Origin of the sequence: Martelella alba (assembly GCF_005217455.1) — a bacterium.
Classification (GTDB): Bacteria; Pseudomonadota; Gammaproteobacteria; order Enterobacterales; family Enterobacteriaceae; genus Acerihabitans.
In genome coordinates this window covers 14,505-33,483 of sequence record NZ_SZPQ01000034.1, presented here as the reverse complement: position 1 = coordinate 33,483, position 18,979 = coordinate 14,505, and the positions used below count along the sequence as shown (strand labels likewise).

Below are 18,979 nucleotides of genomic sequence, written 5' to 3'. Positions count from 1 at the left end.
GAATCCCTGCCGGGCTGCCCGGTATGCCGATGCGCCGATTACAGCCGGCGCTTGCGCCAGGCGTATATTCTGCGTAGCCATAATAACAACTGATACCATTGCCGGATCCCGCGTGCATTACGCATCATACGTTTGTGGGTCCCGCTGGCGAAAATATCATTTAAAATCAATTGCCGTGCCTCAGGGTTGGGTTCACGGCGAACAGAATGGCATATGGAAAGCGCTTCACGGGTTACCTGAATGTGAAATTCAGGATACATTTTTATTTTGCCGCGATATCGTCGGTTCAACTCTTCCAGCAATTCGGCAATACGTATGTAATGTCGTTGATACTCTACATTTTTCATGCCGGTTCTTTTTTGGTTGCTGATAGATTGGTCATGCACAAAATAGCGGTAAAGCACTTGCTCGGTATACCTGACTTTGTGGGCATTGAACATCATTTCCGTGGTCCAGGGAATATCCTGATGATGCAAGCCCGGTTCAAACAACAGATTAAGCCGTTTAATTAATGACAAGCGGTAGATACCCAGCCAGACCACATGCAGATAACGCTTGGTCGCCAGTGCGCGGCGCAACCAGTCTGGTCCGTCAAGGACGCCAGTGGAAGTTAGCCGTTCGGGGGGAATGAGGGTTTTGATGGTATCCGTCCCGAGAAAATACCGCTCGGCGTTGCATTGCGCCACATCCAGGTCGTCCTTATCGGCCATGTCGATAAGCGTCCGATACAGGTCGGGGTAAAGCATATCGTCCGCATCGGGGAAAGTGACATATTTGCCGCGCGCCACGGCCAGTCCGGCATTTCGCGCCCTTGATACGCCGCCGTTGGCCTGATGGATAACGGTGATATCCCCACTGCTTTGGGCATAACGTTCGGCAATAATATCTGACCCGTCAGTGGAACCGTCATTAACAATGATGATTTCCAGGGACTGGGCGGTTTGCGCCAATAATGAACGCATAAAGTTATCGAACATCGCGCCGGCGTTATAGAGCGGGACGATAACGCTGAGTTTACACATCGGCAAATCGGCTTTTAACATTTTGTAATGGACTCGTCATACTTCAATTTGCCTCTTTGCTGGCCACGCCTGCTCCCGGTCATAGCGTGGAGGCGGACAGATGCCGCCGCGATGCAACCTGAAGTATGTAGAGTCTCTATTTTTTTGACAACACGGTTTCTTGAAAATCGATGCCGCATGAATCATGCCGGAAAACAACGTGATCCACAATGCCGACGGGGTGAGATTACACCGGCGGCATTGTCTGTCAAGATTGGGCGAGGCCGGCGTATTCGTGGCAAATAACAGCCAGGCTGTATTTATCCAAATCCTGTTCGTTGATGGCGGGCGGATGTTCATATATCGACAACAGGGTGTCCGCCAATGAGGCATCGTTCAATTCCGCCAGACCCCGGGCCAACGGACCGGTTAATATTTCCGCAGGGCCGCCGGGACAACGGGTGCTGACGACCGGGGTCTCGCAGATCAATGCCTCCACCAGCACATTGCCGAATCCTTCGCTATCGGAGCTGACAATGAGCATACGGGCGTGCTTGATATAAGGGTAAGGATTGGGACAAAAGCCTTTAAATATCACCCGCTGCTCAATCGCCAGTTCTCGCGCCAAATCCCGTAAAGCTTGAATCGCCTGTTCCCCCCCCTGGCCCATAATAACCAGCGGCGAGCGGATACCGCTGCGGGCATAACCGCGCAATAACCGATCATGGCGCTTATGCGGATGCAGTCGGCCGACGTGGATCAGATAATCCTGTCCGGCCATATCGCAGGGTTCGGACGCCAGCCGTCGAATGCCGTCAATATCAAACGGATTATGGATGACGGCTGATTTGGCCGGTACAACGGCGAATTGCGAGGTCATATCTTCCAGCACGGCGCGTGAAACGCCGATGATATTGCGATGCCGGTACACACGCCTGATCTTGCAGCGTTTGAGCCAGCGGGAAAACCCCCGCCGATGGCCGAGATAGGAGGGAGAAAACATGCCGTGCAGGCAAAACCAGACTTTATCCGGGGCGAGCGCATGACTGCGGGCCACAATCCGATCGGTTTTATGCAAATGGGAAATGACCAGATCAAAGACCGCGCCACGTTGTTCGGCTTCGCGTACCGCCGCATCGAGTTTTGCCGCCCGGCGCGACAATTCGGTCAATTTTCGCCAAGGGCGCGAACAGTCATCGGTGATGACCCGATACGCCATGCCGTCGGGCAACGTGTAATCACAGACGGCGCGCAGGGAAAACAGGGATACCTCATGGCCCTCGGCCAACAGGCCCTGCGCCAGCGTCAATACCACCTTTTCCGCGCCGCCGCCGGGCAAGCCGTCGATTATCATTAAGATATGCATGCGTTATCCCATTCATTTTCCCTTAAGTCCAGGTTGCCGATCCTACTCCATGCGCCGGATAAAATCTCGTTAACCGCGAGGGGCGTCCGCCAGCCCTGGGCGACCAGATTGCCCTTCCGACAACGGCAGCGTAACATACCGGATTCCGGCACTCAGGATTTTCATATGAAGCAACCTGCATTTATCATCACTATTGATACGGAAGGCGACAATCTTTGGCGCAATCACGAGCAAATCCTGACGCAAAATGCGCTTTTCCTGCCGCGTTTCCAGATGTTGTGCGAAAAATTCGGCTTCAAGCCGGTGTACCTGACCAATTATGAAATGGCGTGCGACCCGGCCTATGTCGATTTCGCCAAAGAGGTAATAAACCGGGGGCAGGGTGAAGTCGGCATGCACCTGCACGCCTGGAACAGTCCGCCGTTATCCGATCTGACCGGCGACGACTGGCGCCATAAGCCGTATCTGATCGATTACCCTGAAAAAGTCATCAGAGACAAAGTCGCTTTCCAGACCGGGCTTTTGGAAGACACTTTTCAAATCAAAATGCGCAGCCATCGCGCTGGTCGCTGGGCGATGAACGAATTTTACGCCAAGGTTCTGATTGAGCACGGCTACCAGGTCGACTGCTCCGTGACGCCCCGTGTCGACTGGCGCTCATCTCCAGGCGCGCCGCAAGGGCGGGGCGGCACCGATTACACCCGTTTCCCCGATCAGGCGTATTTCATCGACCCGGACAATATCGCCAACGCCGGCCGCTCTCTCCTGCTGGAGGTGCCGATGAGCATCCTGTATAAACACCCGGTCTGGCTCAACGGCGTTAAGCGGATATATGACGTTATCCGGGGCAAACGCCGTTCACCCTCGGTGCATTGGCTTCGTCCGCGGGGCGGCAATGTGGCGCAAATGCGGCAGGTTGCCGAGACCATGCTGGCCGGGGGCGCCGATTATGTGGAATTCATGCTGCATTCGTCCGAACTGATGCCCGGCGGCAGTCCGACATTCACCGATGCCGCCGCCATCGAACGTTTATACGCCGACCTGGAACAATTGTTTGTCTGGATGAAGACGCGCGCCGTGGGTATGACTTTGGCGGAATATTATCAAGGGAAAATTACTTGAGTTGTCCGAAATGAAAAAGAATAAAATCCGCCTGGTGAATTTTTTCCTGACCCTATACACCCCATTGTTCGGTCGGCTAAAGCCGGCCGAAACATTGAACGCGCAAGCGGAATTTGACAGTATCGTCGTTTTTTCCACCACCGCGCTGGGGGATTTGCTGTTCAATACGCCGGCTATCCACGCCTTGCGTCGGCGCTATCCCAAGGCGCGGCTCACGTTGGTCTCCAGCCATAAGAACCGGAGCATGGTGGCGGGCAGCCCGGATTTTGACAACATCATTTACTGGAATAGCAAAATCAATCGCGCCTACGATGTCATCAAAGCGTTGCGTCCGCTCAAACCCCAATTGAGCGTTATTCTGCATTCGCATATGCCTTACGATATTCTTATCGCGATTTTGGCGGGCAGCCACTATGTTATGCGTGATAACTACGCCATCGACTCTCCGCTGATGAATCACTGGCTCGCGGCCTATTCGGCTGGTTTCCAGGGGCACATCATCCAGCGCAAATTGCAGTTGCTGAAGGTTTTGGGTTGCGATACCGATGATATCGCCATGCGTATTCCTTGCCGTTTTCAGCGCCTGGACAAAGAGCCGGGATATGTCGATATCGGCTTTCAGATGGGGACATCGGAGAAATTACGGCAATGGCCGGTTTATCGCTTCGCCGAACTGGCGCGTGCCATACTGGCCCTTGAGGGCGATGCGCGGCGTTACCGCATCGTGCTTATCGGCAGCGATAAAGAGACCGGTCTTGCCGATGAATTGTTGCAGCGCCTTAACGATCGGCGGGACAGTGTTCGCTCTCTGGTGGGAAAAACCGATCTGCGGCAACTGGTGGCGACCATAGCCAATCTGGATTGGCTGGTCACTGGCGATACCGGCCCATTGCATGTGGCGGTCGCTCTGCAAGTCAGAACCGTCAGCCTGTTCGTCACCGCCAATCCTCATCACACCGGACCCTTGCAAGATCCTGATTTGCATACCGTCATCCACGCCAAAGCGCGCTTTGATGCCGCCAACACGGCGGATAATGAATACCCGTTATCCGTTATCCGCGCGCAAGAGGTTTTCGAGCCGATCGAAAAAGCCATGAAGCCCCCGGTCCCGTCGGCGCCGCAAAAGCCTGCCGCCCAGGGCCGGACGCTCTAATCCACGCCGGTTTTAGGCCTGTTCGGCGGGCTTGTCGGCGGGCAGGCTTAACACCACCGCCAAAGGGAACCAGAAAAGATACCAGGGGACACCGGGATTACCGATAACAAACATCCCCTGGGTGATATAAAAAAACAGCATGAACAAAAACAGGGCGGCTTCGTAATATTGCCGCTGTAGACATTGTCGCCAGGCCATAACCACGCCATACATCAATACGGCGAACAACAGCAGGAATCCCACCAGCCCTCCTTTTAGCAGGGCGGATAAATACAAGCTGTGCGTAGTGGTAATCTGCTCTTGGATGCTGCTGGTAAAATGCAATTCCTTGTCGAAGCCCCATCCGAAAAAAGGATGGATACTTACCAAATCCAATGTATGCAACCAAATACCGAAACGAATGAAACTTTGCTGATAGGCATTCTCAAAACGATTGAAGAGAATAGATTCAAAATTTGATAAGAAAATAAATGCAATCAGGAAAACCAGGAAACCAGTGAAAATAAGAATATGGTGCCTGCGGATGGCGGGTTTCAGAAACAGCAACGGCATCAGGGCGACCACAAGGGAAAGTAGTGGGCCTCGGCTTTGTGTTAATAGAATTCCAATAAGAAAAACCGGGATAGGCAGATAATACCCTTTTTTACCCGTGTCCCTGACCAGGATTAGGCATAAGAAAATGCCGATGCCGAAATATCCCGCCACATCAATGACATTGCTGGGGGCGGCGAAAAATGAGTTTTCGAGCCGATTAGTTAACAGGCTTTCTTTGTCCACGAAAAAGAAAATCAATAAAGCCAGTATCAATAAGCCCAGCATGGCGAGCGTCAGCATGCGGTGCTTTTGCCGATGAAGGCAGGCTTGCCGGTATATAAATAAAAAAGCCAGCAGATACGATGAGTGGCGTAGAGCGGACAGGACATTACCGTGATCGTGGGACCAAAGATTACTCAAACTGTAATAGACGAGAAAACAGGCAATTAACAGAAAACCGTCTTTAAATGCCTTATCGGCGATAAAACGGCGCGCCAGATTTCTGCCATTTAGCAGTAAGGCCGCTATCAAAAGAATCAATGCCAAATGAAATAAATTATTAACGTGCGTATAGCCGCAAAAAATCGCACTGAAGAAAAGAAAAGCCATAAAAAAATAAGCGCAATATCTCTCGGGAATGTCTTTTATGTCAGTGGATGTCATAATAGTTAATCCTTTCAAAGATATCATCCCCTAATGCGCTGTTTTTCGATAAATTTTTAACCACAATGCTTTTCCCCCGCAAAACGGTGCTGGCATGGCGAAAAGCGGGTTCAATCAAATCGGCAAATTTTTTGTCAAGAAAGCAAGGCAGTTTATTTTCTTCATTTTCATAAAAGCGTGGTTGATTGAAATTATTCATATCAAGCCCCGCGATATACACTTCATCAAAACCGAGAAACGCGACTATTTGCAACGCCCAATAGACGACCGTGCCAGCATCAAAAACACCGATACGGATGTCGTTGCTAAACGCGATATAAGGGTATTCCCGGCAGATTTCGATCTCTTGGCAGGCATCATAGGTGTCTTTGATTTTTTCCGGGATGACTTTACGGTGATAAATTTTATAACAGGCATCTTCGATGATGACCAAACGGCATTGTATCTTCCCAGTGGTGAAGGCATCGATGATTTTTGCCACGCCATGCATTGTGGTAAACAAGGTGATGGCGGGATTGGAAATCACCGCAAAGACGTTGTCCAGTTTTCTGTCGATAAATGTCATATCGACGATGACATAATACTGGAAACTGACTTTGCCATGTAAAGCATAAGCGCCGTTAACCCCCATGACGGGCATCTCGGGTATGCGGGAGAAATCCACTTTCTTGACTGAGGGCCCGGTCGCCGTAATCAGAACGGGGCCGGCGTGCCGCTGCCGTAAATCGGCGATTTGCGTTATCGCGATGGATTCGTTCCGGTAATCAAGTGCGTTAATCTCCCCCGTTGGCGCGCGGTTGATTTTAACATAAGGCCATAAATTTTCATTGTGCCTGTAGTCCCGCGGTCTGGTGTAGCGGTAGATTTGCTTAAAAAATGTACTCATTGGTTACTCAATATTGTTAAGCAATGCTTCAATATTAGCGGGTTTAATATCTTGCATATAGCGGCTTCCGGCCGGGGGCGTGACGAAAATTTGATTCTTGCCGTAACTGCCGATCAAGCCAGGATCGGTGGGGCCATACAGCACGATATTGGGGCGATCGAGGGCCGCGGTCAGGTGACTCAGGCCGGTGTCCACCGAGACCACCGCTTTCGCACCGGCCAGCACGCCGGCAATTTCGCTGAGCGTAAGCCTGGGAAGCACCTCCGCGTAAGGGAAATTCTCCGAAAGACGCACCGCGCGCTGGTATTCGGCTTCGGTTCCCCAAGGCAATTTAACAACCAGACCGCTGCCGGACTGTGCCGCAATCAGTTCGCGCCAATGGTTTTCCGGCCAATGTTTCTCGGGCCGGGTCGTCGCGTGCAAAAACACCAGATAAGGCCGGGTATCGTCCGAGCGGGGGGGGGCCGCCAAAAAATGGGCGGCGATGGCGTAATCCCCTGTATCCGAGGGCTGTGGATAATTCAGGCTGGCGGCGAATAAGCGGCGGATACGTTCCACCGCATGTAAATCGCGGGGAATGGCGTGGCGTTGATCGTAAAACCAACTGGCGAAAGGTTCCCGCGCGCTTTTGCAATCCAGCCCATGTTTAACGCCCCGGGCGACGCGGGTGACCAAGGCGGCGCTTTTGATTAGCCCCTGCGCGTCGATGACTGCGTCGTATTGCCGGCGGCGCAAGGCTTTTTTGAAGTCGCAGCGCTCCTGACGTGAGGCGGCGCCGAACCAGTTTTTTCGCCAGCGCCGGATGGCGACCGGGATGACGTCGCCAACGGCTGGGTGCCATGTGGGGATCTGGGCGAAGTTCTCCTCCACCGCCCAGTCGAAATGAATACCCGGCAGCGCGCGCATGGCATCGGTCAGCGCGGGGAGGGTATGCAATACATCGCCCATGGAAGAGGTTTTGACAATCAATACCCGCATCCATCCCCCTCGTCGGCGGCAAACAAAATATCCAGCTCAGCCAACGCCCGTTCGGGCTGGATGTCGATCAGGCTTTGATGATACCCCTGATCGCCTTCTCCCCGGCGGACTCGCTGATAACCGCTGATCACACGGACGACCCGCGCACGGTGCGAGAGCGGCGGTGTGAAATCGGGGCTGCTGGGTCCGTACAAGGCAACCAGTGGGCGGTCCAGCGCGGCGGCGACATGCATCAGGCCGGAGTCGTTGGTGACCATCGCGCGGCAACCGGCAATAAGCGATACCGCCTGGTCCAGGGACGTGGCGCCGGCCAGATTGCGGCAATGGTCCTGATCGGCCGGCGACAACAACGCGCGAATCTCCTCTCCCACCGGCTTGTCTTTCTGCGAGCCGAACAACACGATCCGGTATCCCTGGTCGATCAACGTCTTGGCCAGCGCCGCATAATGATAATGCGGCCAGCGTTTGGCCGGCCCGAACTCCGCCCCTGGACAAAAACCGACAAGGGGCTTTGCGTCGTCCAGCCCGAAAGCCGCGCGGGCGGCGTGGGATTCCTGCGGATCGACGCGTAGTCGCGGCCAGGGCAAAGGCGCCGGCAGATCCTCGGCCGAAAGGACCTGATCCCGTGGAAACGCCAGCGCGGCGTAACGCTGGACCATCAAGGGGAACGCCGATGTGTCCAGCGTCCGTCGATCGTTTAGCACGCCGTAGCGCATTTCGCCGCGCCAGCCGGTACGTATCGGAATACCGGCGAAAAACGGCACCAGCGCCGATTTGAATGAATTTGGCAACACCAGCGCCTGCTGGTACTGCTCCGCCTTGAGCGCCAGACCAAGCCGGCGGCGTTCTCCCAGCGCCAGCGAACCATGACCGACGGGCATGGCCAACGCTTGCCGCACTTCCGGCATACGGCCCAGTAGTGGACGGCACCAAGCGGGCGCCATCACGTCGATTTGCGCATCGGGTTGATTTTTTAGCAAGCAGCGGTACAAACTTTGCGACATCATCATGTCGCCCACCCAAGAGGGTCCGATAACCAGTATTTTCATGCCGCCGATATCTTTCCTTGCGTCGGGTTCAACGTGCGCGGTTAAGCCAGCTTAAATATTCCGCAACGCCTTCGGCCACGGTCTTGAACGGCTTATCGTATCCCGCGGCGCGCAATTGGCTTAAGTCGGCCTGGGTATAGGCCTGATAACGGCCTCTGAGTTTCTCCGGAAAATCGATATATTCGATTTGTCCTTTTTTATGGAATTTCAACACGGCGTCGGCCACGGCCTGGAAGGATTCCGCCCGTCCCGTCCCGCAATTAAAAATTCCTGAAACGCCCTGCCGCCAGAACCACACATTGACCTCGGCGACATCGCCGACATAAACGAAGTCCCGCTTGAAGCCTTCGCTGCCGGTGAACAGCTTGGGATTCTCGCCGGCGTTAATCTGGTTGTTAAGATGGAAGGCCACACTGGCCATCCCGCCTTTATGGCCTTCGCGCGGACCGTAGACATTGAAATAGCGAAAACCGCAGATTTGCGATTCCGCATGGGGCAGCAGGGTCCGCACATACTGATCGAAGAGAAACTTTGAATAGCCATAGACATTCAGTGGCTGTTCATACTGGCGCTGTTCGATAAAGTTTTCCGTCCTGCCGCCGTAGGTCGCGGCGGAAGACGCATAAAGGAAGGGAACGGATCGTTCCAAACAATAATGCAATAGCTCCTTGGAGTATTGATAATTATTATCCATCATATACTTGCCGTTCCATTCGGTGGTGGAGGAACAGGCGCCTTCATGGAACACCGCATCGATATCGCCGAAATCGTCGCCGGCGTTAATGCTGGCGATGAAATCTTCTTTGTCAATATAATCAGCGATATCCAGATCGACCAAATTGACGAACTTCGTACCATCCTTAAGATTATCCACCACCAGGATATCGTTATAGCCTACGTTATTCAGTGCCTTAACGATATTGCTGCCGATAAAACCGGCTCCACCCGTGACGATTATCATGGATCACCCTCAATGATCTTGACGGAGCCGGCACTACGCCCGCTCCTCGCATAATCTGCATCATACCATCTACTCATAAAGCTTAGTATCCGTCCGGCCAAGTTCACGGCCCTGGCCAACCCGTGAAACCGGCCCGGAGCCAGTAACCGTTATCGACGGGGCGGGGCGGAATCCAACCGATGCTTAATCTGTTGCATCCAGGGCGTCTGGTCCAAACTGGAGAATATGGCCTTGAACATCGCATCGGCATAGACCGGCGGTGGGGCATGTTTGGCAAGGCACATCGGTATGCCGCGGAAAGGCGCGTATGGACGCATGGGCCCGGTCCGGGGACCGCGCGGCATTGCCTGAGGCTCGTTAAGCAGCGCGCTGGGCGGCACCAGTTCAATATCCGGCGGCAATTGCCGTAACATTTGTTGCAGCACTTTGACGGTATTCGGATGCGGATGGCCGATGGCGATGGCCGAACCGCGACGGCGCGCCAGCGCCACCGCCCGGTTGAATTGCCGGCGGATATCGGCTTCGTTCGCGGTATCGTCGAGAAAGACATCGCGCTTGATTACCCTGACGCCGGTGCCGGCCGCCGCCTGACGCGACTGGCTATCGCCGATGGTCATACTGTCGAGAAAATAGAACGGATAATGGCTCAGGACCTGCATGACGTTTCGCATACCGGACAGACTGGAGGTCATGGCGCTGCCCATGTGGTTGTTGAGGCCGACGGCGTATGGGACATGATTGACCGCCTCGCGCACAATGCGGGCAATCTCTTCCTGGCTCATATCCGGGCGCAGCGTATCGCGTTCCAGCGGCTGCTTGCTCAACGGTTCCATGGGGAGGTGAATCAAGATCTGGCGGCCCTGGGCGTGGGCCTTACGCGCCATTTCGGTGGCGTAGGGCGCATTCGGCAGCACGGCGATGGATATGGCCGTCGGCATGGCCAGTACCTGGTTTTCCTCATGGGGACGGTAACCGAAGTCATCAATGACGATAGCCAGCTTGGCGGCGCGGGCGCCGGCGGACAGGCAGAACAAAAGCAGTAGAGACAGAAAAGCCTTAATTTTTGCTGACACGCTATTTTCCCAACCATGGTAGGGGGTTGACCGCCTGACCCCGTCGACGAATTTCGAAATATAGCGCGGAGGTGTCCTGACCGCCACTGTTGCCCACCAACGCGATAGGCTGCCCGGCTTTCACCTGATCGCCCACCTTAACCAGCGCGCTTTGGTTATAGCCGTACAGGCTCATGTCTCCTTGTCCGTGCTCGATAACCACCACCAGTCCGTAGCCTTGCAGCCAGTCGGCCATGAGTACCCGTCCGGCGGCGATTGCTCTGACTTCGGAGCCTTCGGCCGCGGCAATCACCATGCCTTTGTACCGAAGTTCGCCCTGCAACGGCTCGCCAAACTGATGCAAGGTACGGCCCCGCACCGGCCAGAGATACTGACCGGCGGGTTTACCCAGGCCGCCGGTACGGGACATCAGCTCGCGTTCGCTGGCCGACGGCTTATAAGTGCCGCCCTGACGTTTGGCCTGCTCTTGCCGTTCGCGCACCTGCTGAGCTTCGCGCGCTTCCTGTTCGGCGCGGGCTTTGGCCTCACGTTCGGCTCGGGCGATATCGGCCTGTAGCCTGCTTTCGTTCTGGCGAAGTTCGTCCAGACGTTGCTGATCTTGCCGGATGGAGGATTCCAGCGCCGAAAGGGTTTTCTTCCTGGCTTCGCGGGCGCTTTCCAGTTTCTGCTGCTCGGTCTGCTGCCGTTGCAGCAAATCCGCTTGCTGTTGCTGTTTGCGCTGTTGATCTTTCTTCTCATCCGCCAATTGCTGTCGGGTCTGCTTCAGGTCCCGGATGGATTGCTCCCGCGCCTGGTTCAGATAGCTGTAATAAGCGAGGATCCGTTCGCTGCGCTGGCTCTCCTCCCCGCCCAGTATCAACCGCAATCCGGAATGGGGACCCTGGCGGAAAGCGGCATCCAATTGCTGCGCCAGCAGTTTCTCCTGCGCGGCCTGGCGGTCTTGCAATTGTTTGATGGATTGGCTCAGGCGATCGATGTCCTGGCTCAGCGCCGCCAGCGAGCTTTTCGTATCGCGCAGCGCTCGGCTGGACTGGGCGATGGATTGCTCCTGTTCTCGGAGCTGGCCGACCAGCGCGCCGCGTTGCTGTTGCTGGAGCTGCACGCTTTTTTCTTTCTCGGCGATATCCTGCTGCACGCTTTTGAGCTGTTGCTTATCGTCGGCATGGCCGGCGAAAGGCAATAACAATACGCCAGCGTAGAACATGCTGGCGTAAAGATACGATTTTAGTGAAAGGAGCCGGCCTGGCGCGCCATTTTCCCGGATATTCACTTTTTCCAACGATTTTTTCCCCTCATTGATAATGATTATTTCACGTTGAACAGCGGCTTGCCAGTTATCCGTGTGCAATTCCTTACCCCCGAGTTTTTAGCGACCGGGCACGCATTGCGGTCAGTTTCTTGTTTCCGGATAAGCATATTGGCTGAATTTGCCGAGACGCGAGGGTATACTCGGAGTTTTTAACGCGTGGACACGACACGGGAGCTTTCATACCCCATGCAAGAAATTATGCCGTTTATCAGCGCTCATCCTATGCTTTCCCTGGCTTGGGTCGCTTTATTCATTGCCGTTATTGTTACAACCGCTAAAACGCGATTTTCCAAGGTCAGCGAAATTTCCCGCGGCGAAGCCATACGCCTGATCAATAAGGAAGAGGCCGTCGTGGTTGATTTGCGCCCCCGCGACGACTACCGTAAGGGGCATATCGCCAATGCGATAAATCTGACGGCGGCCGAGATCAAAAACGGCAGCCTTGGCGAGCTGGATAAAGCGAAGGCCAAACCGGTTATCATCGTGTGCGCAACCGGCACGACATCCCGCGAACCGGCTGAAAAGCTGTATAAAACCGGCTTTGAGCGAGTTTATGTCCTCAAAGAGGGCATATCCGGCTGGAGCGGGGAAAACTTGCCCTTGGTCAGGGGCAAGTAAAACCAAACCTGAAAGGGGGAACCATGGCCAATGTCGAAATCTATACCAAAGCAACCTGCCCTTATTGCCATCGGGCCAAGGCGTTGCTGACCCGTAAGCATGTCGTATTTCAGGAAATACCCATAGACGGAGATGCGGACAAGCGGGAGGAAATGATTAAGCGCAGCGGTAGGACCACGGTTCCGCAAATTTTCATCGACGGACAGCACATGGGTGGCTGTGATGATTTACACGCGCTTGATGCGCGCGGCGGTTTGGATCCGTTGCTTAAATAGGCCAGGAGCCGGACATCGCATCGCGCCCGGGTGCATGAAGCAAATTTAACCAAAGGGTTTTTTTAATGCCAGAACAAAACAATACCGAGATGACGTTCCAGATCCAGCGTGTCTACACCAAGGATGTCTCTTTCGAAGCGCCTAATGCGCCGAGAGTTTTTCAGCAAGAATGGCAACCGGAAATCAAGCTTGATCTCGATACCGCTTCCACCCAGTTGGCGGACGGCGTTTACGAAGTGGTGCTGCGGGTCACGGTTACCGCCACGCTCGGCGAAGAAACCGCCTTTCTCTGCGAAGTTCAGCAAGCGGGCATTTTTACCATTTCGGGTATCGACGGCACGCAAATGGCGCACTGCCTCGGCGCCTATTGCCCGAACATTCTGTTCCCCTATGCCCGTGAATGCGTCACCAGCCAGGTATCGCGCGGCACATTCCCGCAATTGAATCTGGCGCCGGTGAATTTCGACGCCCTGTTTATGAATTATCTGCAGCAGCAAGCCGAAAGCGAAGACAAACCGTCGGAGCAGGAAGCCTGATAATGCCGGGTCGTGCCGCTATCACGGTGATCGGTGCCGGTTCGTATGGCACCGCGCTGGCCATTACCGTGGCGCGCAACGGTCATGAGGTCGTGTTATGGGGGCACATCCCGGAACATGTCCATGCCCTGAGGGCCGCCCGTTGCAACCAGGCCTTTTTGCCTGATGTTCCGTTTCCGCCATCCTTGCGCACGGAAACGGATCTGGCGCTGGCTATCGCCGCCAGCCGCGACGTGTTGATTGTCGTTCCCAGTCATGTGTTCGGGGAAGTGCTGGCGCGCATCAAGCCGCACCTGCGCCCGGATTCACGGGTGGTCTGGGCCACCAAGGGACTGGAAGCGGAAACCGGAAGGCTGCTGGCCGACGTCGCCAGGGAAATTCTGGGCGAAACCCTTCCTCTGGCGGTGATTTCCGGCCCGACTTTCGCCAAGGAACTGGCGGCGGGTCTGCCCACCGCGATTGCTCTGGCCTCCACCGATGCCGATTTTTCCGCGGATTTGCAAAATGTATTGCATTGCGGCAAAAGCTTCCGGGTGTACAGCAACGCGGACTTCATCGGTGTGCAATTGGGCGGGGCGGTAAAGAACGTCATCGCCATCGGCGCCGGCATGTCGGACGGGATCGGATTCGGCGCCAACGCCCGCACCGCCTTAATCACCCGCGGCCTGGCAGAAATGTCGCGTTTAGGCGCCGCGCTGGGCGCCGACCCCGCCACCTTCATGGGTATGGCGGGCCTGGGCGATCTGGTGCTGACCTGCACAGATAACCAATCCCGCAACCGGCGGTTCGGTATGTTGCTCGGGCAAGGAGTAGATGCGCGAACGGCGCAGGATACCATCGGCCAGGTGGTGGAGGGTTATCGCAATACCAAGGAAGTGTTGGCGCTGGCGGGTCGTCACGGGGTCGAAATGCCGATCACTGAACAAATCTACCAGGTGCTCTATCTCAATAAAAATGCCCACGAAGCGGCGCTGAGCTTGCTCGGCCGAGCCCGTAAAGACGAGAAAACCGGCGAATGACGGACTCGGTCGATTTGGCCGCAGGGATCAAACCGCATAAAGGTATCAAGCATGTCCACAGAAGAATTGGAACTGGTATGGAATTATATCAAGGCTGAAGCCCGCTCCTTGGCGGACTGTGAGCCCATGCTGGCCAGTTTTTTCCACGCCACGCTGCTCAAACATGAAAACCTGGGCAGCGCCCTGAGCTATATGCTGGCCAACAAACTGGCCAATACCATCATGCCGGCCATCGCCGTTCGTGAAATTGTGGAAGAAGCCTATGGCGCTGATATGCAGATGATCCTCTCGGCCGCCCGGGACATCCATGCGGTAAGGGAGCGTGATCCGGCGGTGGACAAATATTCGACCCCGCTCCTGTACCTGAAGGGGTTTCACGCCTTGCAGGCCTACCGTATCGGCCATTGGCTCTGGGGCCAGGACCGCAAGGCGCTGGCTATCTATTTGCAAAACCAGATTTCGGTTTCCTTCGGGGTGGATATTCACCCGGCGGCCAACATTGGCTGTGGAATCATGCTCGATCATGCCACAGGCATCGTGATCGGCGAGACGGCGGTGGTGGAAAACGATGTCTCCATCCTGCAATCGGTCACCCTGGGAGGCACAGGTAAAACCACCGGCGATCGTCATCCCAAGATTCGCGAAGGCGTCATGATTGGCGCCGGCGCGAAGATCCTGGGTAATATTGAAGTTGGCCGGGGCGCCAAAATCGGCGCCGGCTCGGTGGTGCTGCAATCAGTCCCCCCCCATACCACCGCGGCGGGCGTACCCGCCCGGATCGTCGGCAGGCCGGACAGCGAAAAGCCTTCTATGGATATGGATCAGTTTTTCGGCAGTCACGGCTTCGAATACGGCGACGGTATCTGAGGCGGTCACCGGCCCGCGCCGGCATAGGCTAATTGGCGCCAGGCTTCATAGACGACCACCGAAACAGCGTTGGAGAGATTCATACTTCGACTGCCCGGTTGCATAGGAATGCGGATTTTTTGCTCGTCGGGCATGGCGTTTAGGATAAACGCGGGAAGCCCACGGGTTTCGGGACCGAACATGAGGTAATCTCCGGGCCGATATTCCACCGCGCTGTGCGCGGGTGTGCCTTTGGTGGTCAAGGCGAACAACCTGTCTGGGTTCTCCGCCGACAGGAATGCCGCATAGTCATGATGGCGTTTTATGTGGGCATATTCGTGGTAATCAAGGCCGGCGCGGCGCAGGCGCTTATTATCCCAGACAAACCCCAACGGTTCGATTAAATGCAAAGCAAAACCGGTATTGGCGCACAGGCGGATGATATTGCCGGTATTAGGCGGAATCTCCGGTTCAAATAGAACGATATTCAACATACTGCCCCCTTAACGAGGACGCAGCATAGCAAAAAAAAGCACGGTTCGCCGCAACTTGACGGGCCTGGCGCCGCGACAATTAGCGGTGTTGCAGCGGCAGCCAGATCACCAGGCGCAGGCCGCCGAGCGGACTGTTGTCCGCTTTTACCCAACCATGATGCTGTTCCACCGCTTTCTCGACAATGGCCAACCCCAGTCCCGAGCCGCCCGATTCCCGATCACGAGCTTCATCGGTGCGATAGAATGGCCGGAAAATCTGCTCACGATCTTCTTCGCTGACGCCGGGACCGTCGTCGTCCACGGTGATGGTGACGCCCTGCGCGTCGGCGGCAAAGTTCACCGCGATTTTTTGATGGGAATAGCGCAACGCGTTACGCACCACGTTTTCCAGAGCGCTATCCAGCGCGGCCGGGTTCCCGACCAGTTGCCAATTGCCGGGTTCGGCCGTGATTTCCAGCATCTTGCCCATCTGCTCCGCTTCAAACTTCGCGTCGTCCAGCACATCGCCCCACAGTTCATTGGCTTTGATAAACTCGCGGGTCAGTTCACTTTTATGCTGATTACGGGAGAGCACCAGCAGATCGTTTATCATGGAGTCCAGTCGCTGAGCTTCGGTTTCGATTCGCGTGAGTTCGTGACCTTCGCCGTGCCGACGGCGCATCAGGGCTGTCGCCAGTTGCAGGCGGGTCAGCGGCGTGCGCAATTCATGGGAGATGTCCGACAGTAATCGTTGCTGCGCCGTGACCATGCGTTCCAACGCGCTGACCATCTGATTGAAGCTGACGCCGGTGGCCAGAAATTCTTGCGGACCGGCTTCCAGCTCAGGATGCTGGCGTAGGTTGCCCCGGGCGACTTCATCGGCGGCGTACTTCAGTTTGCGGGCCGGTTTCGCCAGGCTCCAGGCCAGCCAAAGGAGTAACGGCGTACTGATGAGCATGGTGACGATAAGTAGCAGGAAAGGGCGATCGAACAACAGGTTGATGAAATCGGATTGCGAATTGCCGGCCGGCCGGATTTGGTAAAGCTGGTAATTATCCTCTCCATCGCGAACGGCGAATGGCCCAACCAATTCCACCCGGCCGTATTTCTTCTTTTGCGGCTGATCGGAGTTGTCGGATTGGCCGATAAAATTGCGGATGATCTGCATTTCGTTGCGCTGAGCGCCGATCACGCGTCCTTCGCTGGTAACCAGTATCAGGTGCTGGCCGGGCGGCGCCCATTTATCAATGGCGCGGAACAATCTGCGCCACCACATCAAATCGTTGGCCGGATCCGCGGCCAGTTCCGCTTCAACATGCTGCTGCAACATAATACCCTGACGCTGCTCGCTATCCAGTAGCGGGGTCATTTGGCGGGTATCCAGTTTCGGCACCATCAACACCAGCATCAATACCAATGCCAGCGTCAGCCAGAAAATAGCGAAGATTCTCGCGGTCAAGCTGTTTATCATGCAGCCGATACCATCAGATAGCCGCGGCCGCGCAATGTTTTAAACCAGGGATGCCCGTCCTTGCGCTCCGGCAATTTGCGCCGCAGATTGGAGATATGCATATCGATTGCCCGATCAAAGGGGGTGAGTCGTTTGCCCAGCACTTCCTGGCTGAGGTGTTCGCGGGAAACCACTTGTCCCAGGTGCTGCGCTAAAAGGTAAAGCAAGGTGAATTCCGTCCCGGTCAGTTCCAGCGGAACGCCGTCGAAGGTCGCCTCCTGACGGCCGGGATTGAGCCGTAAATGATCGACTTCCAGCGAGGGCGTGCTGTTGTCGCCGGCCTGCAATTGTTCGGTCCATTGCGAACGGCGCAGGATGGCCCGAATACGGGCGACCAGTTCGCGATCGTTGAACGGCTTGGGCAGATAATCGTCCGCGCCGAGCTCCAACCCGAGAACGCGATCCAGCTCGCTGCCGCGGGCGGTCAACATGATGACCGGCGTTTGGTGCTGCTGACGCAATTCCTTAAGGGTATCAATGCCGTTTTTTCTTGGCATCATGATATCCAGCAACAGCAAATCCACCGAGCTGTCCAGCATGGTCAGGGCTTGTTCGCCGTCATATGCCACCTGGACATTGAACCCTTCCATTTCAAGAAGTTCTTTCAACAGCGCTGTTAACTCGCGATCATCGTCAACCAAAAGGATCTTATTCATTTTATTCACCTCCAGACGCAAAATACGTCATCAATCACGCCCAATCCATGACTTTACGTAGCTTTACATGCACTGACGCTAGTTTGCAGCCTCACCAGTAGAATGATTCCATCGTTAAGCAACTGAGAAACGGGTCAAGGGGTTAGGGATGCACAAACTTAACGTTGCTTTCATCGCCGCCGCGCTGCTTTCCGCAGGCGCCCAGGCAGGCGAGAACAGCGCGGCGGGAAGTTGGCATCAAGAGGATTTCGCGGGCCGGTGCGGCGACAGCCATTACAGCATGTTTGATGGCGTGAAACTCTCCGAACAACAGCGGCAGCAGATGCGCGATTTAATGAGTCAGGCGCGCCTCGGAATCCCCCGGATCAGTATCGCTGAAATGGAGCGATTACACACACTGGTAACAGCAGAAAATTTTGACGAATCCGCCGTCAGGGCGCAAACAGAAAAAATGGCCCAGCAGAATGTCGTGCGGCAGGTTGAAATGGCCAGAATTCGTAATCAGATGTACAACCTGCTGACGCCGGAGCAGCGGCAGATATTGAATCAGAGACATCAGCAACGCCTTGCGGATTTACGGTTGCGGATGTCGGATACTACCCAAACTTCTGCCCAGAAGCCGGTATTAAGTAACGATTGAATTGAACAGAATATTCACCGTTTTCCTTGCCATAGACACCATCCCTGTCTTCCCCCACCTCTCGGTGGGGTTTTTTTTGTGTGCCGGGCATGCTCAGCAGCTCGGGGGTGAACGTCCCCTGTCCAGCCTGATGGTGGCGAAGGACTAGCGAAGCGCAAGGGCGTCGTCGCGAGGCGGGGTCTGAAGGAAGCGTGGAGTAAAACCATGACCGGAGAAAGTCCATCGTCAGCAGCATGGATGATGGAAGCCATCTGTGAACCAGTCAATCTCAGCCAGGCCCTGAAATGAGTGAAGGCCAATAAGGCCAATAA

General features: G+C 55.3%; 20 protein-coding genes. 8 read left to right on the top strand and 12 right to left on the bottom strand.

Going from position 1 to position 18,979, the window contains the following annotated elements; translation table 11 throughout:
- Window positions 1–38: 38 nt before the first annotated feature.
- Window positions 39–1,043, bottom strand: a complete 1,005-nt coding sequence (locus FCN80_RS19515) for a glycosyltransferase (RefSeq protein WP_136991931.1) — start codon at window positions 1,041–1,043, stop codon at window positions 39–41.
- Window positions 1,044–1,269: 226 nt separating this feature from the next.
- Window positions 1,270–2,367 (bottom strand): glycosyltransferase, encoded by a 1,098-nt coding sequence (locus FCN80_RS19510; RefSeq protein ID WP_136991930.1) that lies wholly within the window; start codon window positions 2,365–2,367, stop codon window positions 1,270–1,272.
- A 165-nt stretch (window positions 2,368–2,532) separates the two neighbouring features.
- Between FCN80_RS19510 and FCN80_RS19505 the strand changes: the two genes are divergently transcribed.
- On the top strand, window positions 2,533–3,489 hold the full coding sequence (locus tag FCN80_RS19505; protein WP_136991928.1) for a polysaccharide deacetylase family protein: 957 nt from the start codon (window positions 2,533–2,535) through the stop codon (window positions 3,487–3,489).
- A 10-nt stretch (window positions 3,490–3,499) separates the two neighbouring features.
- A complete protein-coding gene (locus tag FCN80_RS19500; protein ID WP_136991927.1) occupies window positions 3,500–4,642 on the top strand; it encodes a glycosyltransferase family 9 protein in 1,143 nt (380 codons plus the stop codon).
- 12 nt (window positions 4,643–4,654) lie between these two features.
- Here FCN80_RS19500 and FCN80_RS19495 read toward each other — a convergent pair whose 3' ends face one another.
- The 7 genes from FCN80_RS19495 to envC form a co-directional block, all read right to left on the bottom strand.
- Entirely contained in the window at window positions 4,655–5,839 is a 1,185-nt protein-coding gene (locus tag FCN80_RS19495) for an O-antigen ligase family protein (protein ID WP_170975461.1), read from the bottom strand.
- Window positions 5,826–6,725, bottom strand: coding sequence for a sugar glycosyltransferase (locus FCN80_RS19490; protein ID WP_136991924.1), 900 nt, complete (start codon window positions 6,723–6,725; stop codon window positions 5,826–5,828). The genes FCN80_RS19495 and FCN80_RS19490 overlap by 14 nt, the downstream gene beginning before the upstream one ends.
- A 3-nt stretch (window positions 6,726–6,728) precedes the next feature.
- Complete coding sequence (rfaC, locus tag FCN80_RS19485) at window positions 6,729–7,703, bottom strand: lipopolysaccharide heptosyltransferase RfaC (protein ID WP_136991922.1); 975 nt, start codon at window positions 7,701–7,703, stop codon at window positions 6,729–6,731.
- Entirely contained in the window at window positions 7,691–8,752 is a 1,062-nt protein-coding gene (gene rfaF, locus FCN80_RS19480) for an ADP-heptose--LPS heptosyltransferase RfaF (RefSeq protein WP_136991921.1), read from the bottom strand. The genes rfaC and rfaF overlap by 13 nt, the downstream gene beginning before the upstream one ends.
- A 28-nt stretch (window positions 8,753–8,780) precedes the next feature.
- Window positions 8,781–9,713, bottom strand: a complete 933-nt coding sequence (gene rfaD, locus FCN80_RS19475) for an ADP-glyceromanno-heptose 6-epimerase (protein ID WP_136991919.1) — start codon at window positions 9,711–9,713, stop codon at window positions 8,781–8,783.
- 149 nt (window positions 9,714–9,862) lie between these two features.
- Entirely contained in the window at window positions 9,863–10,786 is a 924-nt protein-coding gene (locus FCN80_RS19470) for a divergent polysaccharide deacetylase family protein (RefSeq protein WP_136991917.1), read from the bottom strand.
- Between the two features lies 1 nt (window position 10,787).
- A complete protein-coding gene (gene envC / locus FCN80_RS19465) occupies window positions 10,788–12,134 on the bottom strand; it encodes a murein hydrolase activator EnvC (protein ID WP_230492790.1) in 1,347 nt (448 codons plus the stop codon).
- Window positions 12,135–12,281: 147 nt separating this feature from the next.
- Between envC and FCN80_RS19460 the strand changes: the two genes are divergently transcribed.
- From FCN80_RS19460 to cysE, 5 genes are all read left to right on the top strand, one after another.
- On the top strand, window positions 12,282–12,713 hold the full coding sequence (locus FCN80_RS19460; protein WP_136991915.1) for a rhodanese-like domain-containing protein: 432 nt from the start codon (window positions 12,282–12,284) through the stop codon (window positions 12,711–12,713).
- A 23-nt stretch (window positions 12,714–12,736) separates the two neighbouring features.
- Window positions 12,737–12,988 carry a glutaredoxin 3 gene (grxC, locus tag FCN80_RS19455; protein ID WP_136991913.1) on the top strand — a complete coding sequence of 84 codons (252 nt, stop codon included), beginning with the start codon at window positions 12,737–12,739 and terminating at the stop codon, window positions 12,986–12,988.
- Window positions 12,989–13,053: 65 nt separating this feature from the next.
- The gene (gene secB, locus FCN80_RS19450; RefSeq protein WP_136991912.1) at window positions 13,054–13,524 is read left to right on the top strand and encodes a protein-export chaperone SecB; all 471 of its coding nucleotides are present in this window, start codon (window positions 13,054–13,056) and stop codon (window positions 13,522–13,524) included.
- Window positions 13,525–13,526: 2 nt separating this feature from the next.
- A complete protein-coding gene (gpsA, locus tag FCN80_RS19445; protein ID WP_136991910.1) occupies window positions 13,527–14,543 on the top strand; it encodes an NAD(P)H-dependent glycerol-3-phosphate dehydrogenase in 1,017 nt (338 codons plus the stop codon).
- 51 nt (window positions 14,544–14,594) lie between these two features.
- Entirely contained in the window at window positions 14,595–15,410 is an 816-nt protein-coding gene (cysE, locus tag FCN80_RS19440) for a serine O-acetyltransferase (protein ID WP_136991908.1), read from the top strand.
- Window positions 15,411–15,415: 5 nt separating this feature from the next.
- Here cysE and trmL read toward each other — a convergent pair whose 3' ends face one another.
- The 3 genes from trmL to cpxR all read right to left on the bottom strand — a co-directional run bounded on the left by trmL (window position 15,416) and on the right by cpxR (window position 18,028).
- Window positions 15,416–15,883 carry a tRNA (uridine(34)/cytosine(34)/5-carboxymethylaminomethyluridine(34)-2'-O)-methyltransferase TrmL gene (gene trmL, locus FCN80_RS19435; protein ID WP_136991907.1) on the bottom strand — a complete coding sequence of 156 codons (468 nt, stop codon included), beginning with the start codon at window positions 15,881–15,883 and terminating at the stop codon, window positions 15,416–15,418.
- A 79-nt stretch (window positions 15,884–15,962) separates the two neighbouring features.
- Window positions 15,963–17,333 carry an envelope stress sensor histidine kinase CpxA gene (gene cpxA, locus FCN80_RS19430; protein ID WP_136991905.1) on the bottom strand — a complete coding sequence of 457 codons (1,371 nt, stop codon included), beginning with the start codon at window positions 17,331–17,333 and terminating at the stop codon, window positions 15,963–15,965.
- Complete coding sequence (gene cpxR, locus FCN80_RS19425; RefSeq protein ID WP_136991904.1) at window positions 17,330–18,028, bottom strand: envelope stress response regulator transcription factor CpxR; 699 nt, start codon at window positions 18,026–18,028, stop codon at window positions 17,330–17,332. Before cpxR ends, cpxA begins: the two co-directional genes overlap by 4 nt.
- Before the next feature lie 148 nt (window positions 18,029–18,176).
- On the opposite strand from cpxR, the gene cpxP reads away from it, so the two are divergent.
- On the top strand, window positions 18,177–18,668 hold the full coding sequence (gene cpxP, locus FCN80_RS19420) for a cell-envelope stress modulator CpxP (RefSeq protein WP_136991902.1): 492 nt from the start codon (window positions 18,177–18,179) through the stop codon (window positions 18,666–18,668).
- Window positions 18,669–18,979: the final 311 nt, after the last annotated feature.